The organism is Arthrobacter sp. UYCu723 (assembly GCF_054059215.1).
Genome location: NZ_JBSSBW010000001.1, coordinates 3,207,440 through 3,227,173 on the forward strand (window position 1 = coordinate 3,207,440; position 19,734 = coordinate 3,227,173).

Annotated in this window: 17 protein-coding genes; 8 read left to right on the forward strand and 9 right to left on the reverse strand. The window is 68.4% G+C overall.

All coding sequences use genetic code 11. The annotated features are described in order from the left end of the window. Window positions 1-185: 185 nt before the first annotated feature. Window positions 186-659: an Lrp/AsnC family transcriptional regulator gene (locus ACVWZ8_RS15095; protein WP_456505058.1), complete on the forward strand. Its 474-nt coding sequence runs from the start codon at window positions 186-188 to the stop codon at window positions 657-659. Window positions 660-700: 41 nt separating this feature from the next. Here the strand turns inward: ACVWZ8_RS15095 and ACVWZ8_RS15100 are convergent, their stop codons facing one another. Beyond that, window positions 701-1,315 (reverse strand): maleylpyruvate isomerase N-terminal domain-containing protein, encoded by a 615-nt coding sequence (locus ACVWZ8_RS15100; protein ID WP_426978514.1) that lies wholly within the window; start codon window positions 1,313-1,315, stop codon window positions 701-703. Window positions 1,316-1,523: 208 nt separating this feature from the next. Here ACVWZ8_RS15100 and ACVWZ8_RS15105 point away from each other — a divergent pair, with 208 nt between their 5' ends. Genes ACVWZ8_RS15105 through ACVWZ8_RS15125 form a run of 5 tightly spaced genes read left to right on the forward strand, consistent with a single transcriptional unit; the run spans window position 1,524 to window position 7,447 of the window. Continuing rightward, window positions 1,524-2,240 carry an NUDIX hydrolase gene (locus ACVWZ8_RS15105; protein WP_456505960.1) on the forward strand — a complete coding sequence of 239 codons (717 nt, stop codon included), beginning with the start codon at window positions 1,524-1,526 and terminating at the stop codon, window positions 2,238-2,240. Continuing rightward, window positions 2,237-3,562, forward strand: coding sequence for a quinolinate synthase NadA (gene nadA, locus ACVWZ8_RS15110; protein WP_456505059.1), 1,326 nt, complete (start codon window positions 2,237-2,239; stop codon window positions 3,560-3,562). The genes ACVWZ8_RS15105 and nadA overlap by 4 nt, the downstream gene beginning before the upstream one ends. Beyond that, on the forward strand, window positions 3,559-5,319 hold the full coding sequence (gene nadB / locus ACVWZ8_RS15115) for an L-aspartate oxidase (protein ID WP_456505060.1): 1,761 nt from the start codon (window positions 3,559-3,561) through the stop codon (window positions 5,317-5,319). Before nadA ends, nadB begins: the two co-directional genes overlap by 4 nt. Next, window positions 5,316-6,272: a carboxylating nicotinate-nucleotide diphosphorylase gene (gene nadC, locus ACVWZ8_RS15120; protein ID WP_456505061.1), complete on the forward strand. Its 957-nt coding sequence runs from the start codon at window positions 5,316-5,318 to the stop codon at window positions 6,270-6,272. Before nadB ends, nadC begins: the two co-directional genes overlap by 4 nt. Window positions 6,273-6,280: 8 nt before the next feature. Continuing rightward, a complete protein-coding gene (locus ACVWZ8_RS15125; protein WP_456505062.1) occupies window positions 6,281-7,447 on the forward strand; it encodes a cysteine desulfurase family protein in 1,167 nt (388 codons plus the stop codon). An 80-nt stretch (window positions 7,448-7,527) separates the two neighbouring features. Here the strand turns inward: ACVWZ8_RS15125 and ACVWZ8_RS15130 are convergent, their stop codons facing one another. The 3 genes from ACVWZ8_RS15130 to ACVWZ8_RS15140 form a co-directional block, all read right to left on the reverse strand. Continuing rightward, a complete protein-coding gene (locus ACVWZ8_RS15130) occupies window positions 7,528-8,040 on the reverse strand; it encodes a GtrA family protein (RefSeq protein ID WP_426978508.1) in 513 nt (170 codons plus the stop codon). A 108-nt stretch (window positions 8,041-8,148) separates the two neighbouring features. After that, a complete protein-coding gene (locus ACVWZ8_RS15135; RefSeq protein ID WP_456505063.1) occupies window positions 8,149-8,823 on the reverse strand; it encodes a DUF1684 domain-containing protein in 675 nt (224 codons plus the stop codon). A 246-nt stretch (window positions 8,824-9,069) separates the two neighbouring features. Continuing rightward, complete coding sequence (locus ACVWZ8_RS15140) at window positions 9,070-9,351, reverse strand: hypothetical protein (protein ID WP_456505064.1); 282 nt, start codon at window positions 9,349-9,351, stop codon at window positions 9,070-9,072. Between the two features lie 16 nt (window positions 9,352-9,367). Here ACVWZ8_RS15140 and ACVWZ8_RS15145 point away from each other — a divergent pair, with 16 nt between their 5' ends. Both ACVWZ8_RS15145 and ACVWZ8_RS15150 read left to right on the forward strand, forming a co-directional pair. Then, window positions 9,368-9,907: a hypothetical protein gene (locus ACVWZ8_RS15145; protein WP_456505065.1), complete on the forward strand. Its 540-nt coding sequence runs from the start codon at window positions 9,368-9,370 to the stop codon at window positions 9,905-9,907. A gap of 83 nt (window positions 9,908-9,990) precedes the next feature. Beyond that, window positions 9,991-10,797, forward strand: coding sequence for a transglutaminase-like domain-containing protein (locus ACVWZ8_RS15150; protein ID WP_426978505.1), 807 nt, complete (start codon window positions 9,991-9,993; stop codon window positions 10,795-10,797). A gap of 42 nt (window positions 10,798-10,839) precedes the next feature. On the opposite strand, the gene ACVWZ8_RS15155 is transcribed toward ACVWZ8_RS15150, so the two are convergent. The 5 genes from ACVWZ8_RS15155 to ACVWZ8_RS15175 form a co-directional block, all read right to left on the reverse strand. Continuing rightward, on the reverse strand, window positions 10,840-11,301 hold the full coding sequence (locus ACVWZ8_RS15155) for a MarR family winged helix-turn-helix transcriptional regulator (protein WP_426978504.1): 462 nt from the start codon (window positions 11,299-11,301) through the stop codon (window positions 10,840-10,842). Continuing rightward, window positions 11,301-12,449: an LLM class flavin-dependent oxidoreductase gene (locus tag ACVWZ8_RS15160; RefSeq protein WP_426978503.1), complete on the reverse strand. Its 1,149-nt coding sequence runs from the start codon at window positions 12,447-12,449 to the stop codon at window positions 11,301-11,303. The genes ACVWZ8_RS15155 and ACVWZ8_RS15160 overlap by 1 nt, the downstream gene beginning before the upstream one ends. Window positions 12,450-13,045: 596 nt before the next feature. Further along, window positions 13,046-16,291 carry an efflux RND transporter permease subunit gene (locus ACVWZ8_RS15165; RefSeq protein ID WP_456505066.1) on the reverse strand — a complete coding sequence of 1,082 codons (3,246 nt, stop codon included), beginning with the start codon at window positions 16,289-16,291 and terminating at the stop codon, window positions 13,046-13,048. Window positions 16,292-16,379: 88 nt separating this feature from the next. Further along, the gene (locus tag ACVWZ8_RS15170; protein WP_456505067.1) at window positions 16,380-17,885 is read right to left on the reverse strand and encodes a malate:quinone oxidoreductase; all 1,506 of its coding nucleotides are present in this window, start codon (window positions 17,883-17,885) and stop codon (window positions 16,380-16,382) included. Between the two features lie 79 nt (window positions 17,886-17,964). Next, window positions 17,965-19,584: an ABC transporter substrate-binding protein gene (locus tag ACVWZ8_RS15175; protein WP_456505961.1), complete on the reverse strand. Its 1,620-nt coding sequence runs from the start codon at window positions 19,582-19,584 to the stop codon at window positions 17,965-17,967. Between the last annotated feature and the right edge of the window lie 150 nt (window positions 19,585-19,734).

A 19,734-nucleotide genomic window follows, 5' to 3' on the forward strand; every position in this document is an offset into this window, starting at 1 on the left:
TGGCGAACCTTCGTGTGGTTTGGATTTGTGAGTCCTTGTGGGACGTATTGAATTTACCGCCTTTGAACCGCAGCAGTGGGCTGCCCGGAGACCATCGGCGTGAGAATATGGTGGCAGTTTGTTAGCTGAAAACGGAGTATCGGCAGCGGTTTGCGCGGCGGATGCCGCCTTGGGAGGGATATCCGATGGACGTTGATCCTCTGGACGCGAAGATTGTCCGATTCTTCACGGACTCGCCGCGGGCCTCTGTCCTGGAAGCCTCGCGCGTGCTGAAAGTTGCCCGCGCCACCGTGCAGTCCAGGCTGGACCGGATGCAGCACGGCGGTGTCATCGGCTCGTGGGTGCCGCAGCCGGACCCGGCGCACTTCGGCTTTCCCGTCGTGGCGTTCTGTTCCCTGACGATCAACCAGGACCTGGGGCACGACGCCGTCGTCGAGGCCCTCGCGGAGATCCCGGAACTGATCGAGATCCACACCGTCTCCGGCAGCTCGGACCTGATGGCGCGCATTGCAGCGCGCTCCAACCCGGATCTGCAGCGGGTGCTGGATGCCATGATCGCGACGAGGACGGTGCTGCGCTCCTCCTCGGTGATTGTGCTCAACACCCATTTCCAGGGGCGCACCCTGCCGCTGCTGGAAGCCGCCGCCCAAGGCCAGTGAGCTCCGCCCAAGGCCGGTGAGCTCCGCCCAAGGCCGGTGGGCTAGAGCACGCTGAGGTTTCCGGGCAGTCCGGTCCGGCCGGTGAGCAGCAGCAGCAGATCCGGCGCCGAGGGCAGGTGCGCGCCGATGGCTGCGGCAAGCTCCAGGGACGCGGCGATAGCCGGGTTCAAAGCAGCGGGCGCCTCGAGCTTCAGGGCCCGGGCGAGGTCCAGGCCGTGTACGGCCAGCTCGAAGGTGCGGGTCGGCAGGTAGTCGATCAACGTCATGGCTCCCGCCGGGGTGGCGACGGGCGCATCGTCGGGAGTGTTCCTGACAAGTGCACTGACCCGCTGGACGAGCTCCCTGACGGCTGCGGCCGGGTCCTCGCCCAGGGTGCCCCCGGTTTCGCGGCCGCGCTGCGCGATCGCCGCCGGCGATGTGGCGCCTCGGACAGTGAGAAAATACGCCACCGGGCCGTCCACGCGTTCCCCGGCCGCCGGCGTCGAAAGGTAACTCTCGACGGTGCTCAGGGCACGGCTCGTGTGGCCGGTCAGTCCGCGGACGTCCCATTCGCCCAGCGCGGGTTCGGTCCAGGCGGTTTCCGGTACCGCCTCAACGAGCTCCAGGAATGCAGAGGCCGCAGCGAGGTAGCAGGATTTGATTGCTTCAGTGTCCATAACCCAAGAGTTATACGGATGCCGGCGGGTGCGTTCAACCCCCGTGCTCACGGCAATGCCCGCGAAGTGTGCGCTGAAACATTTTGCGCCCGGGCCATCAGGTCGTAGAATTAGTTCTAGTCAATTTGACTATAACTACTCCGGCGTCGGGCCCGAACCGTCCGGGCAGTCCCCGGGGATCCGCCCGGAACCTAAGAATGCGGGGTGAATCACCGTTTACACAGCAGCAGCCAATGTCGCCGAGCGTCAGCTTGCACCGCCGTCGTTGGCCATCTCCACCGTGATCTTCGCGCTTCGCCCGAGCGAGCGCTCCGGACGCCCCACCCTCTGGATCCCGCTGGTACGCCGGATCCGCGAGCCGTTCAAGGGCCTGTGGGCGCTCCCCGGCGGCCCGCTGATCCACTCCGAGTCGCTGCAGGACGCCGCATCCCGGAACCTGCGCGAGACCACCGGGCTGGCGCCGAGCTACCTCGAACAGCTCTACGCCTTCGGCGGCCTGCACCGCTCGCCCACCCAGCGCGTCGTGTCGATTGTGTATTGGGCGCTGGTCCAGCCCACCGAGGCCGCGCTCGCGGACGAATCCGAAAACGTCCGGTGGTTCCGGGCGGACCGGCTGGGCGGGCTGGCCTTCGACCACAACGCGATCATCGACTACGCCCTCTGGCGGCTGCGCAACAAGATGGCCTACGGGTCCATCGCGTATCACCTGCTGGGCGAATACTTCACCCTGGCCCAGGTCCGGGAGGTCTACGAGGCCGTCCTGGACCGCGAACTGGACCCGGCAAACTTCCGCCGCCAGGTCAAAGCCACACCGGAGATCGAAGAGACCGACCAGTACCTGCAGGGCGGTAAACACCGGCCGCCCCGCCTCTACCGCTTTTCCGGCCGCCCAGGCCTTGACCCAGACAACAGGAGCACACCATGAGCAGCGTCAACACGGCCATCCAGCTGATCACGCGCGAACAGGCCGCCGCGCTGGCCGCCAGCAGCGCCAAGGGCATTGCAACAGCCGCCTCCACCTGCAGCCCGGCACTGGCCCGCGGTCCCTGGGACTACGACCTCGCCGAGGCCCTCGCCGGCGTGCCCGCCTACGGACCGGGTGCCTCCGTCGCGGACATCGCCCCGGCCTCGACTCCGCGGCAGGGCCAGCTCCCGGAGGAGTACAAGCTCGCCAGCGACGCCGAACTCGACGTCCGGATCCGGGCCGCCAAGGCGACGCTCGGGGACCGCGCCGTTGTCCTGGGCCACTTCTACCAGCGCGACGAGGTGGTGGAATACGCCGACTTCGTAGGCGACTCCTTCCAGCTGGCAAACGCTGCCCTGACCCGGCCCGACGCCGAGGCCATCATTTTCTGCGGCGTGCACTTCATGGCCGAGACCGCGGACATCCTGTCCCGGCCGGACCAGGCCGTGATCCTGCCGAACCTCGCCGCGGGCTGCTCGATGGCGGACATGGCGGACATCGACTCCGTGACCGAGTGCTGGGAACAGCTCGAGGAACTGTTCGGCACCGAGCCCGACGCCGACGGCCGGGTCCCGGTCATCCCGGTCACCTACATGAACTCCTCGGCCGCCCTCAAGGGCTTCTGCGGCGAGCGCGGCGGGATCGTCTGCACGTCCTCCAACGCCGCGACCGTGCTGGAGTGGGCCTTCGAGCGCGGCCAGCGTGTGCTGTTCTTCCCGGACCAGCACCTGGGCCGCAACACCGCCAAGGCCATGGGCGTGCCGCTGGGGCAGATGCCGATGTGGAACCCGCGCAAGGACCTCGGCGGCAACGAGGAACAGACCCTGCTCGAGTCCCGGGTGATCCTCTGGCACGGCTTCTGCTCGGTCCACAAGCGCTTCAACGTGGGCCAGATCGAAAAGGCCCGCGCCGGTTTCCCGGGCGTCCAGGTGATCGTCCACCCCGAATGCCCCATGGAAGTGGTGGACGCGGCAGACGCCGCCGGTTCCACCGACTTCATCCGCAAGGCCATCGCCGCCGCGACCGAACCGACCACCTTCGCCGTCGGAACGGAAATCAACCTCGTCAACCGCCTCGACGCCGAGTACCCGCAGCACACCATCTTCTGCCTGGACCCGGTGATCTGCCCCTGCTCCACGATGTACCGCATCCACCCCGGCTACCTCGCCTGGGTCCTGGAGGCACTCGTCCGGGGCGAGGTCATCAACCGCATCACCGTGGAAGAAGCCGTCGCGGCCCCGGCAAAGGTCGCCCTGGAGCGCATGCTGGCGGCGCGGCCATGACCAGACGGCTTGTGGTCGTCGGCAGCGGGATCGCCGGGCTCTACGCCGCGTTGCTCGCCTCCGACGCGGTAGCTTCCGCCGCCGGGAGCGCCCCGGGCGGCAGCCCCGCCGTCGAGGTGGTGCTCCTGAGCAAGGGCACGCTCGAGCAGAGCAACACCTTCTACGCCCAGGGCGGCGTCTCGGCCGTGCTGGAGCCCGGGAACGCCTTCCCGGGCGATTCGGTGGCTGCCCACATCGCCGACACCCTTGCGGCAGGGGCCGGACTGAATGACCCGGAGGCCGTGCGGATACTGTGCACCGAAGCAGTCCGGGACATCGCGGGACTCCGGCGTTTCGGCGTGCACTTCGACGCCGGTCCCGGCAGCGGCCCCGCACTGGGGCTCGAGGCCGCCCACTCGGCCCCCCGCATCCTGCACGCCGGCGGCGACGCGACCGGTGCCTGCATCGCCCGCGGACTCGTTGCCGCCGTCCTGAAGCGGGCAGCCGAGGGAAGGCTGCGGGTCGAGACCGGCGCCTTCGTCACCGACCTCCTGACCGGGAGCGAGACAGGGGGCGTCACCGGCGTCGCCTACCTCGCCAACGCGCAGCCCAGGCGGCTCGCCGCGGACGCGGTGCTGCTCGCCACCGGCGGCGCCGGACGGCTGTATGCCCGGACCAGCAATCCCTCCGTTGCCACTGCCGACGGCCTGGCCCTGGCCTGGCGTGCGGGCGCGGCCGTGCGGGACCTTGAGTTCTTCCAGTTCCACCCCACCACCCTGGCCGCGGGTGAGGTCCCGGGCGGGCCCCCGGCGCTGCTGATCTCCGAGGCGGTCCGCGGCGAGGGGGCCGTGCTGCTGGACGCGGCCGGGTACCGCTTCATGCCGGACTACCACCCGGACGCGGAACTGGCCCCGCGCGACGTCGTCTCCCGCAGCATCGCCCTGCATCTGGCCGCCACAGGCGCGGCGGCGGACAGCCCGGTCTATCTGGACGCCCGGGGCGTCGAGGCGGCCCGCGGACCGGGCTTCCTCGCCCGGCGCTTCCCCACCATCAACGCGGCCACCCGCGCGGCCGGCTACGACTGGGCCACGGAACCGCTGCCGGTCTCCCCGGCGGCCCACTACTGGATGGGCGGCGTGGCCACGGATCTCTGGGGACGCACCTCCGTCCCGGGGCTGTACGCCGCCGGTGAAGCGGCGTGCACCGGCGTCCAGGGCGCCAACCGGCTGGCGAGCAATTCACTCCTGGAGGGCCTCGTCTTCGGGCGCCGCGCGGTGGAGGACTTCCTGCGCGGACCGGGCATGGAGCCGGCCCCGGCGGCATCCGGCTCGGGCAGTTCCGGCTCCGGCAGATCCGGCTCCGGCAGCCGGAATGTACTTCCGGCCGCGGAGCCGGCGCAGGCAACAGTTCCCTTCAGCCGCGGAGCCCTGGGACGCCTCATGACCGGCGCCGCCGGGGTGATGCGCAGCGGTGCCGAACTCGACGCCGCCGCGGCCCGGCTCGCGGAGTGGGCGGCAGCCGCCCGCACCGCGGATCAGGGGGCCAGCCTCAATCAGTCCGCCCACGAGGACCGCAACCTGCTGCTGGCCGCGCAACTGCTCGTGGACGCGGCGCGGAACCGGAGCGGCTCCGTCGGTGCCCACTACCGTGCCGACGCCAACGTCAACGGCACCCTCCCGGCCGTGCTCGCTGCCCCTGCCCGCTCAACGTCGGCGGCAGGCAGGTCCGGCCACCGGTACGCCGCCGGCTCCCGTTCCAAGCAAAGGATCTCCTCATGAGCGCACCCGCTGCCGCTGCAAGCACCGCTGCCCGTCCGGACGCGCTGTCCGTGCAGGCGCTCGCCGGCACCCTGCCGGCCTCCGCCGTCGACGCCGTGCTGCGCGCCGCCCTGCAGGAAGACGCACCGTACGGGGACATCACCTCCCAGACGCTCATCCCCGCCGACGCGCGCGCGACGGCGGTGCTGGCCGCCCGGGTGCCCGGCGTGTTCAGCGGCGGCGAGGTGTTTGCCGCCGCCATGAAGCTCACGGACGCCGACGCCGCCGTCGAACTCCTGGTCGCGGACGGTGCGGCCTTTGCCGCCGGAACGCCGCTGGCGAGGGTCCGCGGGAACGCCCGCGCCGTGCTGCTGGCCGAACGCGTGGCCCTGAACCTGGTGCAGCGGATGAGCGCCATCGCCACCAGGACGGCGGAGTTCGTCGCCCTCGTTGATGGCACCGGCGCGCGGATCACCGACACGCGGAAGACGACGCCCGGGCTGCGCGTGCTGGAACGCTACGCCGTCCGCTGCGGCGGCGGCGCAAACCACCGCTTCAGCCTCTCGGACGCCGTGCTCGCCAAGGACAACCACCTGGCCGTCCTCACCGGGGGAGACCCCTCGAAGCTCACGGCGGTGCTGCGGGATGCCAGGGCCCGCCTGGGCCACACCACGCACTTCGAGGTGGAGGTGGACAGCATGGAGCAGATCGAACCGGTGCTGGCCGCCGGAGTGGACACGATCATGCTGGACAACTTCAGCCTGGAGGAGCTCGCCGCAGGGGTCGCGCTGGTCGGCGGGCGTGCGCGGGTGGAAGCCAGCGGCAACGTCAACCTGGCCACCGTGGCCGGCATCGCCGCCACCGGGGTGGACGTCATCTCGATCGGCGGGCTCACGCACAGCGTCGCCGCCCTGGACCTCGGGCTCGACATCGAGCTCGAGCCCGTTTATGCCACGGAACAGACGGCCGGCTGAGGGACGTCATGATCTTCCTGGACGCCGCCGCCACCACTCCGGTCCGCCGTGAGGTACTTGAGGCCATGTGGCCGTACCTCACCGGCGAGTTCGGCAACCCCTCGAGCCACCATTCCCTCGGTGATGCGGCCGCCACGGCGCTCGCCGGGGCGCGGGCAGCCACGGCCAAGGCCCTGGGATGCCGCCCGGGCGAGGTGGTCTTCACTTCCGGCGGCACGGAGGCGGACAACCTGGCGGTCAAGGGCCTTGCCCTGGCACGCCGCGCCGCGGACCCGCGGCTGGACCGGGTGGTGATCAGCGCCGTCGAGCACCCTGCGGTGGTGGAATCGGCCCGGTATCTGGAGCGGGTCCACGGCTTCGCCGTCGACGTGGTCCCGGTGGACCGCTACGGCCGCGTCACCGAGGAAGCCCTCGCCGCGGTGCTCCGGCCGGAGACCGCCCTGGTCAGCATCATGTACGCCAACAACGAGGTGGGCACGGTGCAGCCCATAGCCCGGCTTGCCGGACTGGCCCGCGCGCAGGGCATCCCGTTCCATACCGACGCCGTCCAGGCCGCCGGCTGGCTGCCGCTGGATACCGCCGCGCTCGGCGTGGACGCGCTGAGTATTTCCGGCCACAAGCTCGGCGCACCGAAGGGAAACGGCGCCCTGTTTGTCCGGAGCCGGACCCGGCTGGAACCGGTAATCCACGGTGGCGGGCAGGAGCGCGGGCGCCGCTCGGGCACCGAAAACGTCGCCGGAGCCATGGCCCTCGCCACGGCCCTTACTCTGGCCCGGGTGTCCCAGCCTGAGCTGGCTGCCCGGGTTGCCGCCCTGCGGGATGACTTCATCGACAGCGTGCTGGCGGGGGTCCCGGGCGCCGTCCTCACCGGGCACCGCACCGGACGGCTTCCCTCAGTGGCGTCGTTCTGCTTCCCCGGGACCAGCGGCGAGTCCGTGCTGCTGGAACTCGAGCGCCAGGGGGTCATCTGCTCGAGCGGCTCCGCCTGCGCGGCGGGTTCGGACGAGCCGTCCCCGGTGCTGCTCGCTCTCGGCATCGAGGCCGCAGTGGCGCAGACAGCGGTGCGCTTCAGCTTCGATTCAACGATCACGGCAGCCGAGCTGCACGAAGCGGCGGCCGCGGTCCGCACCGCCGTCGGCAGCGTCCGGGCGCTGGGCAGCCCCTCTTGCGGTTGAGCTATCACCAGAGGTCGTTATCGGGCATGAATAGCGACATCAACTGATAGCTCACGCCGGGGTTGTAGCTCGAGCCGGGCTCAACGGTGCCGGGCCCGCCGGAAGATCCAGTGCCGCAGCATAGTGAAGCGCACGGCCGTGGCCACGAAACCGGAAAGCGTCGTGGTCCACAGCTCATCGGCCACGGTGGCGTCCGGGTTGAACCAGTGCAGGACGGCCAGGCTGCCGCCGGTGATCAGCAGCGCCACAAGGATCACGATCAGCCCGTTGAGATGGTCGCGTTTCATCCGCCGGCGCTCCGTGATCTTGAACGTCAGGCGACGGTTCAGCGCGGTGTTCATCAGCGAGGTGAGGATGAGGGCCGCCGCGTTGGCCGGCTGGGCGCCGATCCACGGCCGGAGGAAGGCATACAGGGCCAGGGACGTGACGGTGCAGACCATGCCGACGCCGGTGAACCGGATCAGTTGCCGGACCAGCGGATAGCGGAGGATCCCGCGGTGTCGGTGGTGGTGCCGGTCGGGCCGGACGCGGACTGTGCCAGCGGGAGGGGGCTGCTGCTCAAGCTCGGTGGCGGGCGCAGCAGGGGATTCCATCCGTCCAGCCTGTCACACGACGGCGCGGTTCCCGAATGACGCCGCCGCGAATGGATCACACCGGGCCCCCGGAACGGCGTCGGTGCAGGAACCGTCGGTGCAGGCTCGTCAGTACAGTTCGCCGACCGGGATCTCCACGGCAAGCCGGTTGGAGGGGCCGGCGAGGGGGCATGCCCACGCCTCGTTGTAGGCACAGGACGGGTTGTAGGCGAAGTTGAAGTCCACCACGAATTCGGCCTCCGGGCCGGACCCGCGGACGCCGTGGAAGGCACCCTTAATAGTGTCCAGCAGGTAGCGCCCTGCGCCGTAACTGCCGCCGGGATGCCCGGCCGTGGCGTCACGGAACGGCACGAAGATGCCACCGCCGTAGCCGTTCAGCTTCCAGACGGCGAGCTGGCCCATCTCGGGAAGGTCGAAGGTACCCAGCCGGACGAACCGGACCAGGCCGTCAGTCCCCGTCTCGACGTTCATTTCGCGCCCGGCGCCCTCGCTCGTCAGCGGGATGTGGAACCGGTAGATCGGATCGTAGTGGGCGGTGTTGAGCCCACCGAAGCTTGACCTGGCCTCGGCGGTGAGCGGCGAAGCGGGGTGCGTGCCGAACATCCGGTCCCGCTCGTGACGCCAGTAGGTATGGGCCTCGGCCGGGTCCTCCGCGGCGAGCTTCCGCACGCTGGCATAGAGCGCAAAGGTCCGGAGCCGCCAGTCCGCGATGTCGACGGCGGAGATATCCGCCACACTGTCCTGATCCCCAAAATGCGTTCCGTCAAAATGCTGTTCCGCCATGCCCCCAGCGTATCCCTCTTTCTCCGCGGCATTCTCTAGGGCCGAATGCCCGGCTACGGCCTGGCAAGGACGCCGCCGGGACATGGACTTTCGCGCATGCAAGAAACCGCCACCCGTGCCACCGCCGCCGGACATCGAAGCCCGCGCCTCCACGCCGTGGACGAGAGGATTTCGCTGGAGACGCTGGCCGTGGGGTCAGATTCTACGAAACGCGGATCCGGAAACTTTGAGCCGTCCCGGACCGGGCTACGCTGGCAGCATGACTGGGATGGCTATCTCCCTCGGGATCCGGATCGCTGCGGTGCTGGCGGTCGCCGCGGCCGCACTTTCCGGCTGCAGCAGCGACGGCAAGGGCACGCCGGCCTGGACGGCAGGCGGCAGCCCGGGCGCAAGCACGGCGTCGGCGGATCCGTCCGCGGGCACCGCCTCGCCCGGCGCGTCGCCGGAGGCCACGGCCTCCGGGACAAGCTCGACGGCGTCCGGCACGGCGGCGCCCGGCTCGACGGCGTCGGCCTGGAAAGTCTTCACGGATCCGGCAAGGAGCGTGAGCTTCGAGCTCCCGCAGGAATGGGTTGCCCAGTCCGTGACACCGGAGCAGGGAAGCATGCCTGGCGCGCTCAAGATCGAGGTCAAGGACGCCAAGGGAGGCTACGTCGCCACGCTGCAGACCGGACTCCAGCCGCAGCCGGTCCCGGCCTGCCCCGATGACGCGGCCAAACCGTACGTCGTCGTGAGCAGCGTGCCGGTGGAACTGCCGCACCGCGGCGGCGAAGGGACCATCGACCCCCACGTCGTGTTCCGGGTGATCCAGGGCTACAAGTTCTTCGGCTCCTACGGCATCACCAACGTGGTGGGCGGCGCCGGGGAAAAGTCCTGCGGGCTGCAGAACGTGGTCCGGGGCCCCGAGGGCAAGGGCGACTATTCCTTCGGCGACCTGACAGTGTTGAAGGTCCTCGCCCCGGACCAAAAGGTGGCCCCGGCAAAGGCCTTCGACACCCTCGACCAGGCAGACAAATACGTCAACCAGGGCTCTGAATTCGCCAATGTCCAGCGGATGCTAATGTCTCTGAAGGTCAAAAACTAGTACCGCACGCCCCGCACACCGACGGGCAGGCGACCGCGGCCGACCTTCTGCCAATCTGTTGCTTCCTCACACCCCGGAGATCCATGGAACGCTCTGTCGCCGCACGTCTGGCCTTCAAGACCGTGGCCGACACCAAGGTCGCCCTGGCGGTGTCGGTGGCGCGCAACGCCGGCTACAGCGGCTTCGAGGAATCGCTATCCGTGACGGCCGGCGGCGTGGATGTCGCCCTGACGGAGCTCTCGGACCACCACGGCGGGCGGTTCCACTACATGGAATTCGCTGGGCCCGCCGAGGTGCTGGTGGACTACTCCGCCACGGTCGCCGGTTTTGCGCTGCCGGAAGAACCGGGGCTGATGGAACTCATCCGCTACGTGCGGCCCAGCCGTTACGCCGAGTCGGACAGGCTGCTGCCGACCGCCTACGCGGAATTCGGCGGGCTGCTGGGCGTAGAGCTGCTGCACGCCGTTCGCAACTGGGTCTTCAGCGAGCTGCGCTACGTGAGCGGTTCCTCGAGGGGGACCGACGGCGCCGTCGAGACCCTGCTGCACCGCCGCGGGGTCTGCCGGGACTTCGCCCACCTGGCGATTTCGCTGCTCCGGTCCAAGAACGTCCCGGCCCGGCTGGCCGCGGTTTATGCGCCCGGGCTGAGCCCGATGGACTTCCACGCCGTCGCCGAGGCGCACATTAACGGGGCGTGGCACGTCATTGACCCCACAGGTCTGGCGCCGCGCGCGAGCATGCTCCGGATCACGGCCGGCCGCGATTCCTCCGACACGGCCTTCCTGTCCACGGTGGGCGGCAGCCTGGTACTCAAGGAACTCAAGGTCACGGCGATCGTCCACGGCGAACTGCCGGAGGAGGATCCGGCGGAGCTCGTCGCCATCCACTAGCGACGGCGCCGGGAGGCGCCGTCGCGGTCCCATCTCCGGTCCTCAGCGGGTGGCCACCGAGGCCCGCAGCTTCTCCGTCAGCCGCAGCAGCTCCTGCTGTTCGGCGGCCGTGAGGGCCGGGACCACGAGCGCGGCGATGTCGCGGACATGTTCCCGGCCGATCTGCTTCTGGAGCTCCCAGCCGGCTTCAGTGAGCTTGATCAGGACTCCGCGGCCGTCGTTGGGGGCCGGCATCCGCTCCACGAATCCGCGCTTTTCGAGCCGTTCCACGAGCCGGCTCAGGCTGGACTGGCTCAGCAGGACGTGGTCGTTGAGCTCGTTCAGGCGGAGCCACCCGGACGGGCAGCGGGAGAGGGTGAACAGCACGTCGTACTCGTTGAGGGCGAGGTTCTTGAACGCCGGGCCCGCCTGCAGCCTGCGCATCACGGCCACCTGGGCGCGGAACAGGGATTCCCAGGTCTCCGCGGCCAGGCGCACCGGCGATTCTGTGGTCTTGGCGGACATCACGCTTCCTGGCTGGCGGTTTCGCTGGAAGGCTGGCCGGCTCCGGTCAGGGAGGCTGCGGGCAGGGATGCTGCGGGCAGCGACGCTGCAACGCGTCCGGCATGGGTGGGCGGTTCCGGAACACGGGCCGGGGTGAGGGCGGCGTATTCCTTCCGCAGCACCGGCAGCACGTCTTCGCCGAACAGGTCAAGCTGCTCCAGCACTGTCTTCAGCGGCAGGCCCGCGTGGTCCACCAGGAACAGTTGGCGCTGGTAGTCGCCGAAGTACTCACGGAAGGCGAGGGTCTTCTCGATGACCTCCTGCGGGCTGCCGACGGTCAGCGGGGTCTGCGAGGTGAAGTCCTCGAGCGACGGGCCGTGGCCGTAGACCGGGGCGTTGTCGAAGTACGGGCGGAACTCCTTGACGGCGTCCTGGGAGTTTTTCCGCATGAAGAACTGGCCGCCGAGGCCCACGATCGCCTGGTCTGCCTTGCCGTGCCCGTAGTGCTCGTAGCGTTCGCGGTAGAGGCTGATCAGCTGCTGGTAGTGCTCCTTGGGCCAGAAGATGTTGTTCGCGAAGAAGCCGTCGCCGTAGTAGGCGGCCACTTCGGCGATCTGCGGCGTGCGGATGGAGCCGTGCCACACGAAGGGGGCGACGCCGTCGAGCGGGCGCGGTGTCGAGGTGAAGTTCTGCAGCGGGGTACGGAACTTGCCTGACCAGTTGACGGTGTCCTCGTCCCAGAGGCGGCGCAGCAGGCTGTAGTTCTCGATCGCGAGTTCGATCCCGTCCTGGATGTTCTTGCCGAACCAGGGGTAGACGGGGGCGGTGTTGCCGCGGCCCAGGACCAGGTCCACGCGGCCGTCGGAGAGGTGCTGGAGCATCGCGAAGTCCTCGGCGATCTTCACCGGGTCATTCGTGGTGATGAGCGTGGTGGCCGTGGACAGGATGATGCGCTCTGTCTGGGCCGCGATGTAGGCCAGGGTGGTGGTGGGGGAGGAAGAGAAGAACGGCCGGTTGTGGTGCTCGCCGATGGCGTAGACATCCATGCCGATTTCTTCGACCTTCTTGGCGATCGCCACGGACGCCTTGATGCGCTCGTGCTCCGTGGGGGTGCGGCCCGTGGTGGGGTCGGTAGTGATGTCGCTGACGCTGAATACGCCGATCTGCATGATGTGCCTTTCCGTGGCCGGTCTGATCCGGAAGCTGTTTCCACTATAGCGGATTTACATGCATTTGCATGTAACGTCCTGTACAACGCCCGCAACGGATGAATATTCCCGCCGCCGTTCCACCGTGTGGGCAGGCGCGGGGAAACCCGGCCCGGCGCTGCATGGCTACGGCCTGGGCTTGCGCACCGGCTAGGTCTCGATCATCATCGGCGTCTATGCGCCGGCCCTGCTGGTGGGTGCCCTGCTCTACCCGCTCGTGACCCGGCGGCTCATGCCGCGCTGGACCCTTGTGGGCGCCACCGCGTTGGACCCTTGTGGGCCTGGGCTACTTGTTGTTCCTGCCCTTACCACGGCAGCCTGGCCGAAGCGCTGGCGAACATGGCGGTGGCTCCGGAGCGCTGGTCGCGACACTGCCCCCGGCGGCCGCAGCCGCGGCGCTGGTCCTGGTGCCGCGGCTGGCATACTCCGACCCGGCTCCCGTCGTCGTCGTCCCTGCCCGGGCCGGTTGAGCTGGCAGTAAACGTCGTGCTGAGCCGATCTTGGCGACGTTAAGTGCCAGCTCAACGGAGGGGCCAGGGCTGGGTGGGCGGGAGGGGCTAGTGCGAGCCGGTCGGGAGGGGAAGCTCTTCGGAATCAGGGTCGAAGTCGGTGTGAGAACCGGCCTCCGCATCCGGCGGCGTGGGCTTTGCCCGGCGGCCTCGGGTGGCGGGGACCGGCGGGGCAGCATCGGCCTTCTGCAGCGCCCGCTTCTCGCGCCGTCCTTCCACCAGCCGGTAGAGCACCGGCACCAAAACCAGCGTCAGGGCGGTGGAGGAGATGAGTCCGCCGATCACCACGATCGCGAGCGGCTGCGAGATGAAACCGCCGCCCCCGGTCAGGCCCAGCGCCATCGGCGTCAGCGCGAACACGGTGGCCAGGGCCGTCATCAGGATCGGCCGGAGCCGCTGGCGGGCGCCATGGGTGATGGCCTCGGCCACGTTCATTCCTGGCGCGCCGTTGCGCGGCTGGCGGTACTGGTTGATGAGGTCGATCAGCACGATCGCGTTCGTCACCACGATGCCCACGAGCATCAGCATCCCGATCAGTGACGGCAGGCCCAGCGGCACACCGGTCACGAGCAGCAGGGCGATGGCCCCGGTGGCGGCGAACGGGACGGAGACCAGCAGGATCAGCGGCTGCACGAGGGACTTGAACGCTGCCACCATGATCACGTAGACAATGGCGATGGCTGCCAGCAGCGCCAGTCCAAGCTGTCCGAAGGACTCGGCCTGCTGCGTCGTCGCGCCGCCGATCGTGGCGGTGACGCCGGGCGGCAGCCCGACGGTCTTGAGCCGGGCCTGCACTTCTGTGCTCACCGCGCCGAGGTTGGAGCCCGACGGCGTGACGGACACCCGTGCGGTCCGCTGGCCGTTGCTGGCGGTGATGGAGACAGGCACGTCCACCTGCTGTACGGAGGCGATGCTGCCCAAGGGAACCGTTCCTGCCGCCGCGGGCAGCGGGATGGCCCGGACGGCATCGATGCTCGTGAAGCGGGTGCCTTCGCCGATCCGCACCGGGAAGTCGTTGGTGTCGATGCGGACGGTTCCGGCCGGGATCGGGCTGATGGTGGAAGCCAGCACGCCGGCGACCTGTTCCTCGTTGAGGCCTGCGGCAACGGCCTTGACACGGTCCACCTTCACCTGGACCACGGGCTGGCTGGCGGCCAGGTTGGTGGCGACCTCGCTGCTGCCGGGCACCCCGTCCAGGGCCTTGACCAGCGCATCGCTGGCGGTGCGGAGATCGGCCGTGGTCGCGGCCTTGAGCGTGATGTCGACCGTCGAGCTCGTGCCGAAGCCGCCCTGCTGGGAACCGACGGTGATCTTGCCGGCGTCGGGGACCCTGGCGAGCTCGTTGCGGACGGTGTCCTGAAGCTTGCCCTGGTTGGCCTTCCCGTCGGTCACCACGGTAAAGCTGGAATTGGAGGCGCCGGCGGAAAGCAGCGCGGAGAAGCCGGTCTGGGCGTTTCCGGTGGTGACCTGGACGTCCTTGATGCCGTCGATGTCACGGAGCACGTCTTCGAGCTTGACGGCGGCGGCACTGGCCTCGGCCAGGCTGGTGCCGGCCGGCAGGGCCTGCCGGACGGTCATGCTGTTTTCGCCGGAGCGGCCCAGCAGATCGGTGGCGAGCAGCGGGGTCATGGCGGCGGTGCCGCCCAGCACCAGGACGGCCGCGACGAGGGTGACCACCGGATGTTTCTGGGTCTTGGTCAGGACAGGCAGGTAGCCGCGCTGCAGGAGGGTGCGCTGCTCGGCCTCGTGGGCCTTGGCCGCGATCTCCCGGGCGGAGGCTTCCGGGGCGCCCCCGCCGCCGGTTTCCGAGGCGCCGGACACGGCGGGCGTCCGCAGGAACCAGTACGCCAGCACCGGGACGATCGTCAGCGAGACGAGCAGCGAGGACAGCAGCGCGATGGTCACGGTGAGCGCGAAGGGGCGGAAGAGCTCCCCGGCGAGGCCTGCGACGAAGGCGATCGGCAGGAACACGGCCACGGTGGTCAGTGTCGACGCCGTGATGGCGCCGGCGACCTCGCGAATGGAGGTCAGGATGGCGGTGATCTTCTGCTCGCCGTAACTGAGGTGGCGTTTGATGTTCTCAATGACCACGATCGAGTCGTCCACCACCCGGCCGATCGCGATGGTGAGTGCCCCCAGGGTCAGGATGTTCAGCGAGTAGCCGGTGGCCGAAAGCCCGATGAACGTGATCAGCAGGGACAGCGGGATGGACACGGCGGTCACCAGGGTGGAGCGGACGGACATCAGGAACACGAGGATCACCGCGACGGCGAAGCCCAGGCCCAGCAGGCCCTCGGTGGTGAGGTCCTTGATGGACTTCTCGATGAACGGCGCCTGATCGAAGATCGGGGTGAACTTCGCGTTGGAGCCCAGCTCGGCCTCCAGCTGGGGGATGGAGTCCTTCACCGCGTGGGAAATGCCCACCGTGTCGCCCTCGGGCTTTTTGGTGACGGACAGGGCCAGGGTTTCTTTGCCGTTGGTCCGGGTGATCGAGGTGCGGGCGTCCTCGGTGATGCTGACGTCAGCAACGCTGCCGATCGTGGCGGCGTTCCTGGCGCCGGACAAGGGGAGGGCCTTGATCGCGTCGAGCGAGTCCACCGGGCTGCCGATCTGCAGCGAAAGCGTCTTGCCCTGTTCCTCGATGGTGCCGGCCGGAACGAGGGCGCCGTTGTTCTTCAGAGCATTGCTGATCGATTGGATGCTCGCCCCGGACGCCGCCATGGCGTCGGCGCGGGGGAGGATGCCGATGTGCTGGGTGGCGCCGCCGGTCACCTCGGCGCCGCGGACGCCGTCGAGCTTCTGCAGCCGCGGCACGCTGAGCCGGGCGAGGTCCGCGTTCAGCTCGCTGAGCGGTTTGTCCGAGGACACGGCGAGGAAGACGATCGGGAAATCGCTGATGCTGCCGGCGATGGCCTGCGGCTGGACGTCGTCCGGCAGGGACCGCTTGGCGTTGGAGATGGCGCGGTCGATCTGGTTCCGGGCACGGTCCAGATTGGAGCCGTAGGTGAACACCATGCTGATCTGGGACACTCCGTTGCGCGAGGTCGACGACGTCGACTCCAGGCCCTCGACGCCCTTCAGCGCTGTCTCCAGCGGTCCGCTGATCTGCTTGTCCACGACTTCCGGCGAGGCCCCCGGCATCGAGGTGATGACCGTGATCTGCGGGAACTCGATGGACGGGATGAGCTCCTGCTTGAGCGAGGACATCGTGATCACGCCGAAGACCGACGCGAACACGGTGATCAGCGCGATCAGTGCCCGGTTTGCCAGGGACAGCTTTGCCAGCCGGAACATCTTATGGTCTCCTGATGGGTCGACGGAGGTACTTCAACGGGGTTAAACCTGAAAAGGGATCAAACCTGCCGCAACCCGGAGGGGGGCATCAGCTCCGTGCGGCGCCGACCGGTTCGAGCTGCAGGGCCTTGGCCGTCCCGGCTTCCAGCCGGGCGGCGAGTTCCGGGTTCTCGTTGAGCTTGACGCCGTAGCCGGGCATCATCTCCTTGAACTTGGACTGCCAGCCCTTGAAATTCTTCGGGAAGGACTTCTGCAGCAGCTCGATCATGATCGGCACTGCGGTGGATGCGCCCGGGGACGCCCCGAGCAGGGCGCCGATGGAGCCGTCGCGTCCGGCGATGACCTCGGTGCCGAACTGCAGCACGCCGCCCTTCTTCGGATCCTTCTTGATGATCTGGACACGCTGGCCGGCCGTGATGAGTTCCCAGTCGCCGTCCTGGGCTTCCGGGTAATACTCGCGCAGGGCCTCCACCTTGGCGCCGTGCCGCTTGGCAACTTCCCTGACCAGGTATGCGGTGAGGTCCATGTTGTCCCTGCCCACGGCCAGCATCGGAATGATGTTGGAGGGCCGGATGGACAGCGGCAGGTCCAGGTACGAGCCGTTCTTCAGGAAGTTCGTCGAGAAACCGGCGTACGGGCCGAACAGCAGCGAACGCTTGCCGTTGACGTAGCGGGTGTCCAGGTGCGGCACGGACATCGGCGGGGCGCCGACGGAGGCCTGGCCGTAGACCTTGGCGCTGTGCTGCGCCGCGAGCGTCTCGTCGGTGCAGCGGAAGAACTGGCCGGAGACGGGGAATCCGCCGTAGCCCTTGCTTTCCGGGATGCCCGAGGCCTGCAGCAGGTGCAGTGCGCCGCCGCCGGCCCCCACGAAGACGAACTTCGCGTGGATCGAGCCGTGCTCACCGGACTGCGGGTGCTTGAGCGCGAGGTCCCAGCCGCCGTCGGACGCGCGCTTGATGCCGGAGACGTCGTGGCCGTAGTTGACCTCCACGCCGTTGTTGCCGAGGTAGCCGGTCAGCTCGCGGGTCAGGGCACCGAAGTCGACGTCGGTTCCCTCCGCCGCGCGGGTTGCCGCGATGCGCTGCTTCGGGTCGCGGCCCTTGACGATGAGGGGGGCCCACTTGGCGATCTGGGCGTGGTCATCGGAGTACTCCATGGACCGGAACAGCGGGTTCGGCTTGAGCGCCTCGTAGCGGGTGCGCAGGAACTTGGCGTTGGCTTCGCCGATCACGAAGCTCATGTGCGGAACCGTGTTGATGAAGCCCTTGGGTGAGCCGATCATGCCGTTCGTGACGAAGTGGGACCAGAACTGCCGGGAGAGCTGGAACTGCTCGTTGATGAGCAGGGCCTTGGAAGGATCCACTGAGCCGTCTTTGGCGGCGGGTGAGTAATTAAGCTCACACAGTGCGGCGTGCCCGGTGCCTGCGTTGTTCCACGGTCCGGAGCTTTCCAGGCCCGGTTCGTCCAGCTTTTCGAAGAGGGAAATGGTCCAGTCCGGCTCGAGCTGCTTGAGGAAGGCGCCCAGCGTGGCGCTCATGATGCCGCCGCCAATCAGGACGACGTCGGCATGTTGGGTCTTGGAAATGAAGGTCACAATCAGTCTCCGATAGCAGCGGGTCTGGCTGTCACAGAATATCCCCGCGTGGCCTACTAACTGAAATTGGGGCTGTCCGTCAAGGCTTTAGCTCGATCTTGGTGAAAACTTCGTTCAGGACCGGCGATGCCGGGTACTTCAGGACTCGGTCGGACAGGGCCAGGGCCGAGATCGGGAAGGCAATCGGAACGGCCGGAGCCGTCGCCGCGATCTGCGCATTGATGGTCTGGTACTGCTCGGTCCGCTCCTTGCCGTCGGGCAGGCCGCGGGCCCGGGCGATCTTGGAGAAGACCTGGGGATCCTGGTAGCCGAATTCACCGGTCTTCTCGCCGAACAGCGGACCCACGAAGTTGTCCGGGTCCGCGTAGGAACCGTTCCAGCCCAGCAGATGGAGGGCATGGTCGCCGGGAGACGTGACCTTCTGCAGATACCCATCGGACCAGTCCACCGGCACCGGCTTGATGTTCAGCCCGACGGCGGTCAGCTGACTGCTGATCTCCGCGTACACCTTTTCCGGCGTCGGGAGGTAGGGGCGGGTGACGTTCAGCGGGTAGTAGAACTTCAGTTCCTCGCCCTGATAGCCGGCTTCGGCGAGCAGCTCCTTGGCCTTGGCCGGGTTATGGCCCAGGGACGGGGCGTTGTTGTTGAAGCCGCTGAGCTTGGGCGGGACGAACTGGGTGGCCTGGGCGGTGTTGTCGATGAAGAACCGCCGGATCAGGGTGTCCTTGTCCAGCGCCATTTCGATGGCCTGCCGGACCTTGAGGTTCTGCAGGATGGGTACTTCCTGATTCATGCCCAGGTACATAACGGAGAAGGGGTCGCGCTGGATGATCTGTTTGCCCCGCTTGACCAACGGGTCGAAGTTTCCCACCGTCACGGTGTCATAGCCATCGATCTTGCCGTCCAGCAGGGCCTGCATCCGCGTTTGCGGGTGATCGTACGTGACGAACTTAATGGTTCCGATCTGGCCCTTGTCTCCCCAGTAGTCCGTGTTGCTGGAGAGCGTGATGCTGCCCTCGTCCCAGGAGCTGAAGACGTAGGGTCCGGTGCCCACCGGGTGCAGCGCGTAGGAGGAGACGGCCTGGCCGTCGCGGCTCTGGTTCAGGACGTCCGCATTTTGCGCGGCGAGTGCCTGGGGCGAGGACATGGCGAAGGCGGGGAGTGTCAGGGCCTGCATGAACCCGGTGAAGGGCTGGGTGAGCTCGATCCGGACGTTGTCCGGGGCCAGTGCGGTGCAGCCCTTGTAGATGGAGAGCGCGGCCTGGTCCGAGTGCGCCTTGAAGACGCCCTTGAAGGTGCTCCCGGTGGACTGCTGCCGGAGGGCCTCCGGGAAGTTGAACCAGCGGTTGAAGTTGCTGCAGACGGAGGCCGCGTCGAACGGGGAACCGTCCTGGAAGGTCACCTTGTCGCGGAGCTTGAAGGTGTAGCTCCGGCCCTCATCGCCGTTCTGCCATTCGGTGGCGAGCAGCGGCGTGGGCTGGCCCGTGGTCTGGTCCACTCCGACGAGTCCTTCCAGCACCTGGCGGGTGATCCTGTAGGACTCCACGTCCGAGACGAGGGCCGGGTCGAGGCCGAGTGGCCGCGAGGCCGTGCCGAACGTGAACACGGCACTGGGGTCGGGGCTGGCGGTGCTTGTCGCGGCAGTCGACGGAGCCGGGCCGGGCGTAGGGGCTCCGGTGCAGGATGCCAGCGGCAGCATGAGTAGGACGGCACCGATACCGGCTGCAACGCGGCGCAAAGTATTGCTGGCCACTGAACTGCTGGGCACTCGTGAATCACCTCTGGGAGTCTGGATGGCCCGCCGGCTGCGGAACAGCCCCAGTCTAATTGACGGCCGGGTCCGTCAGCC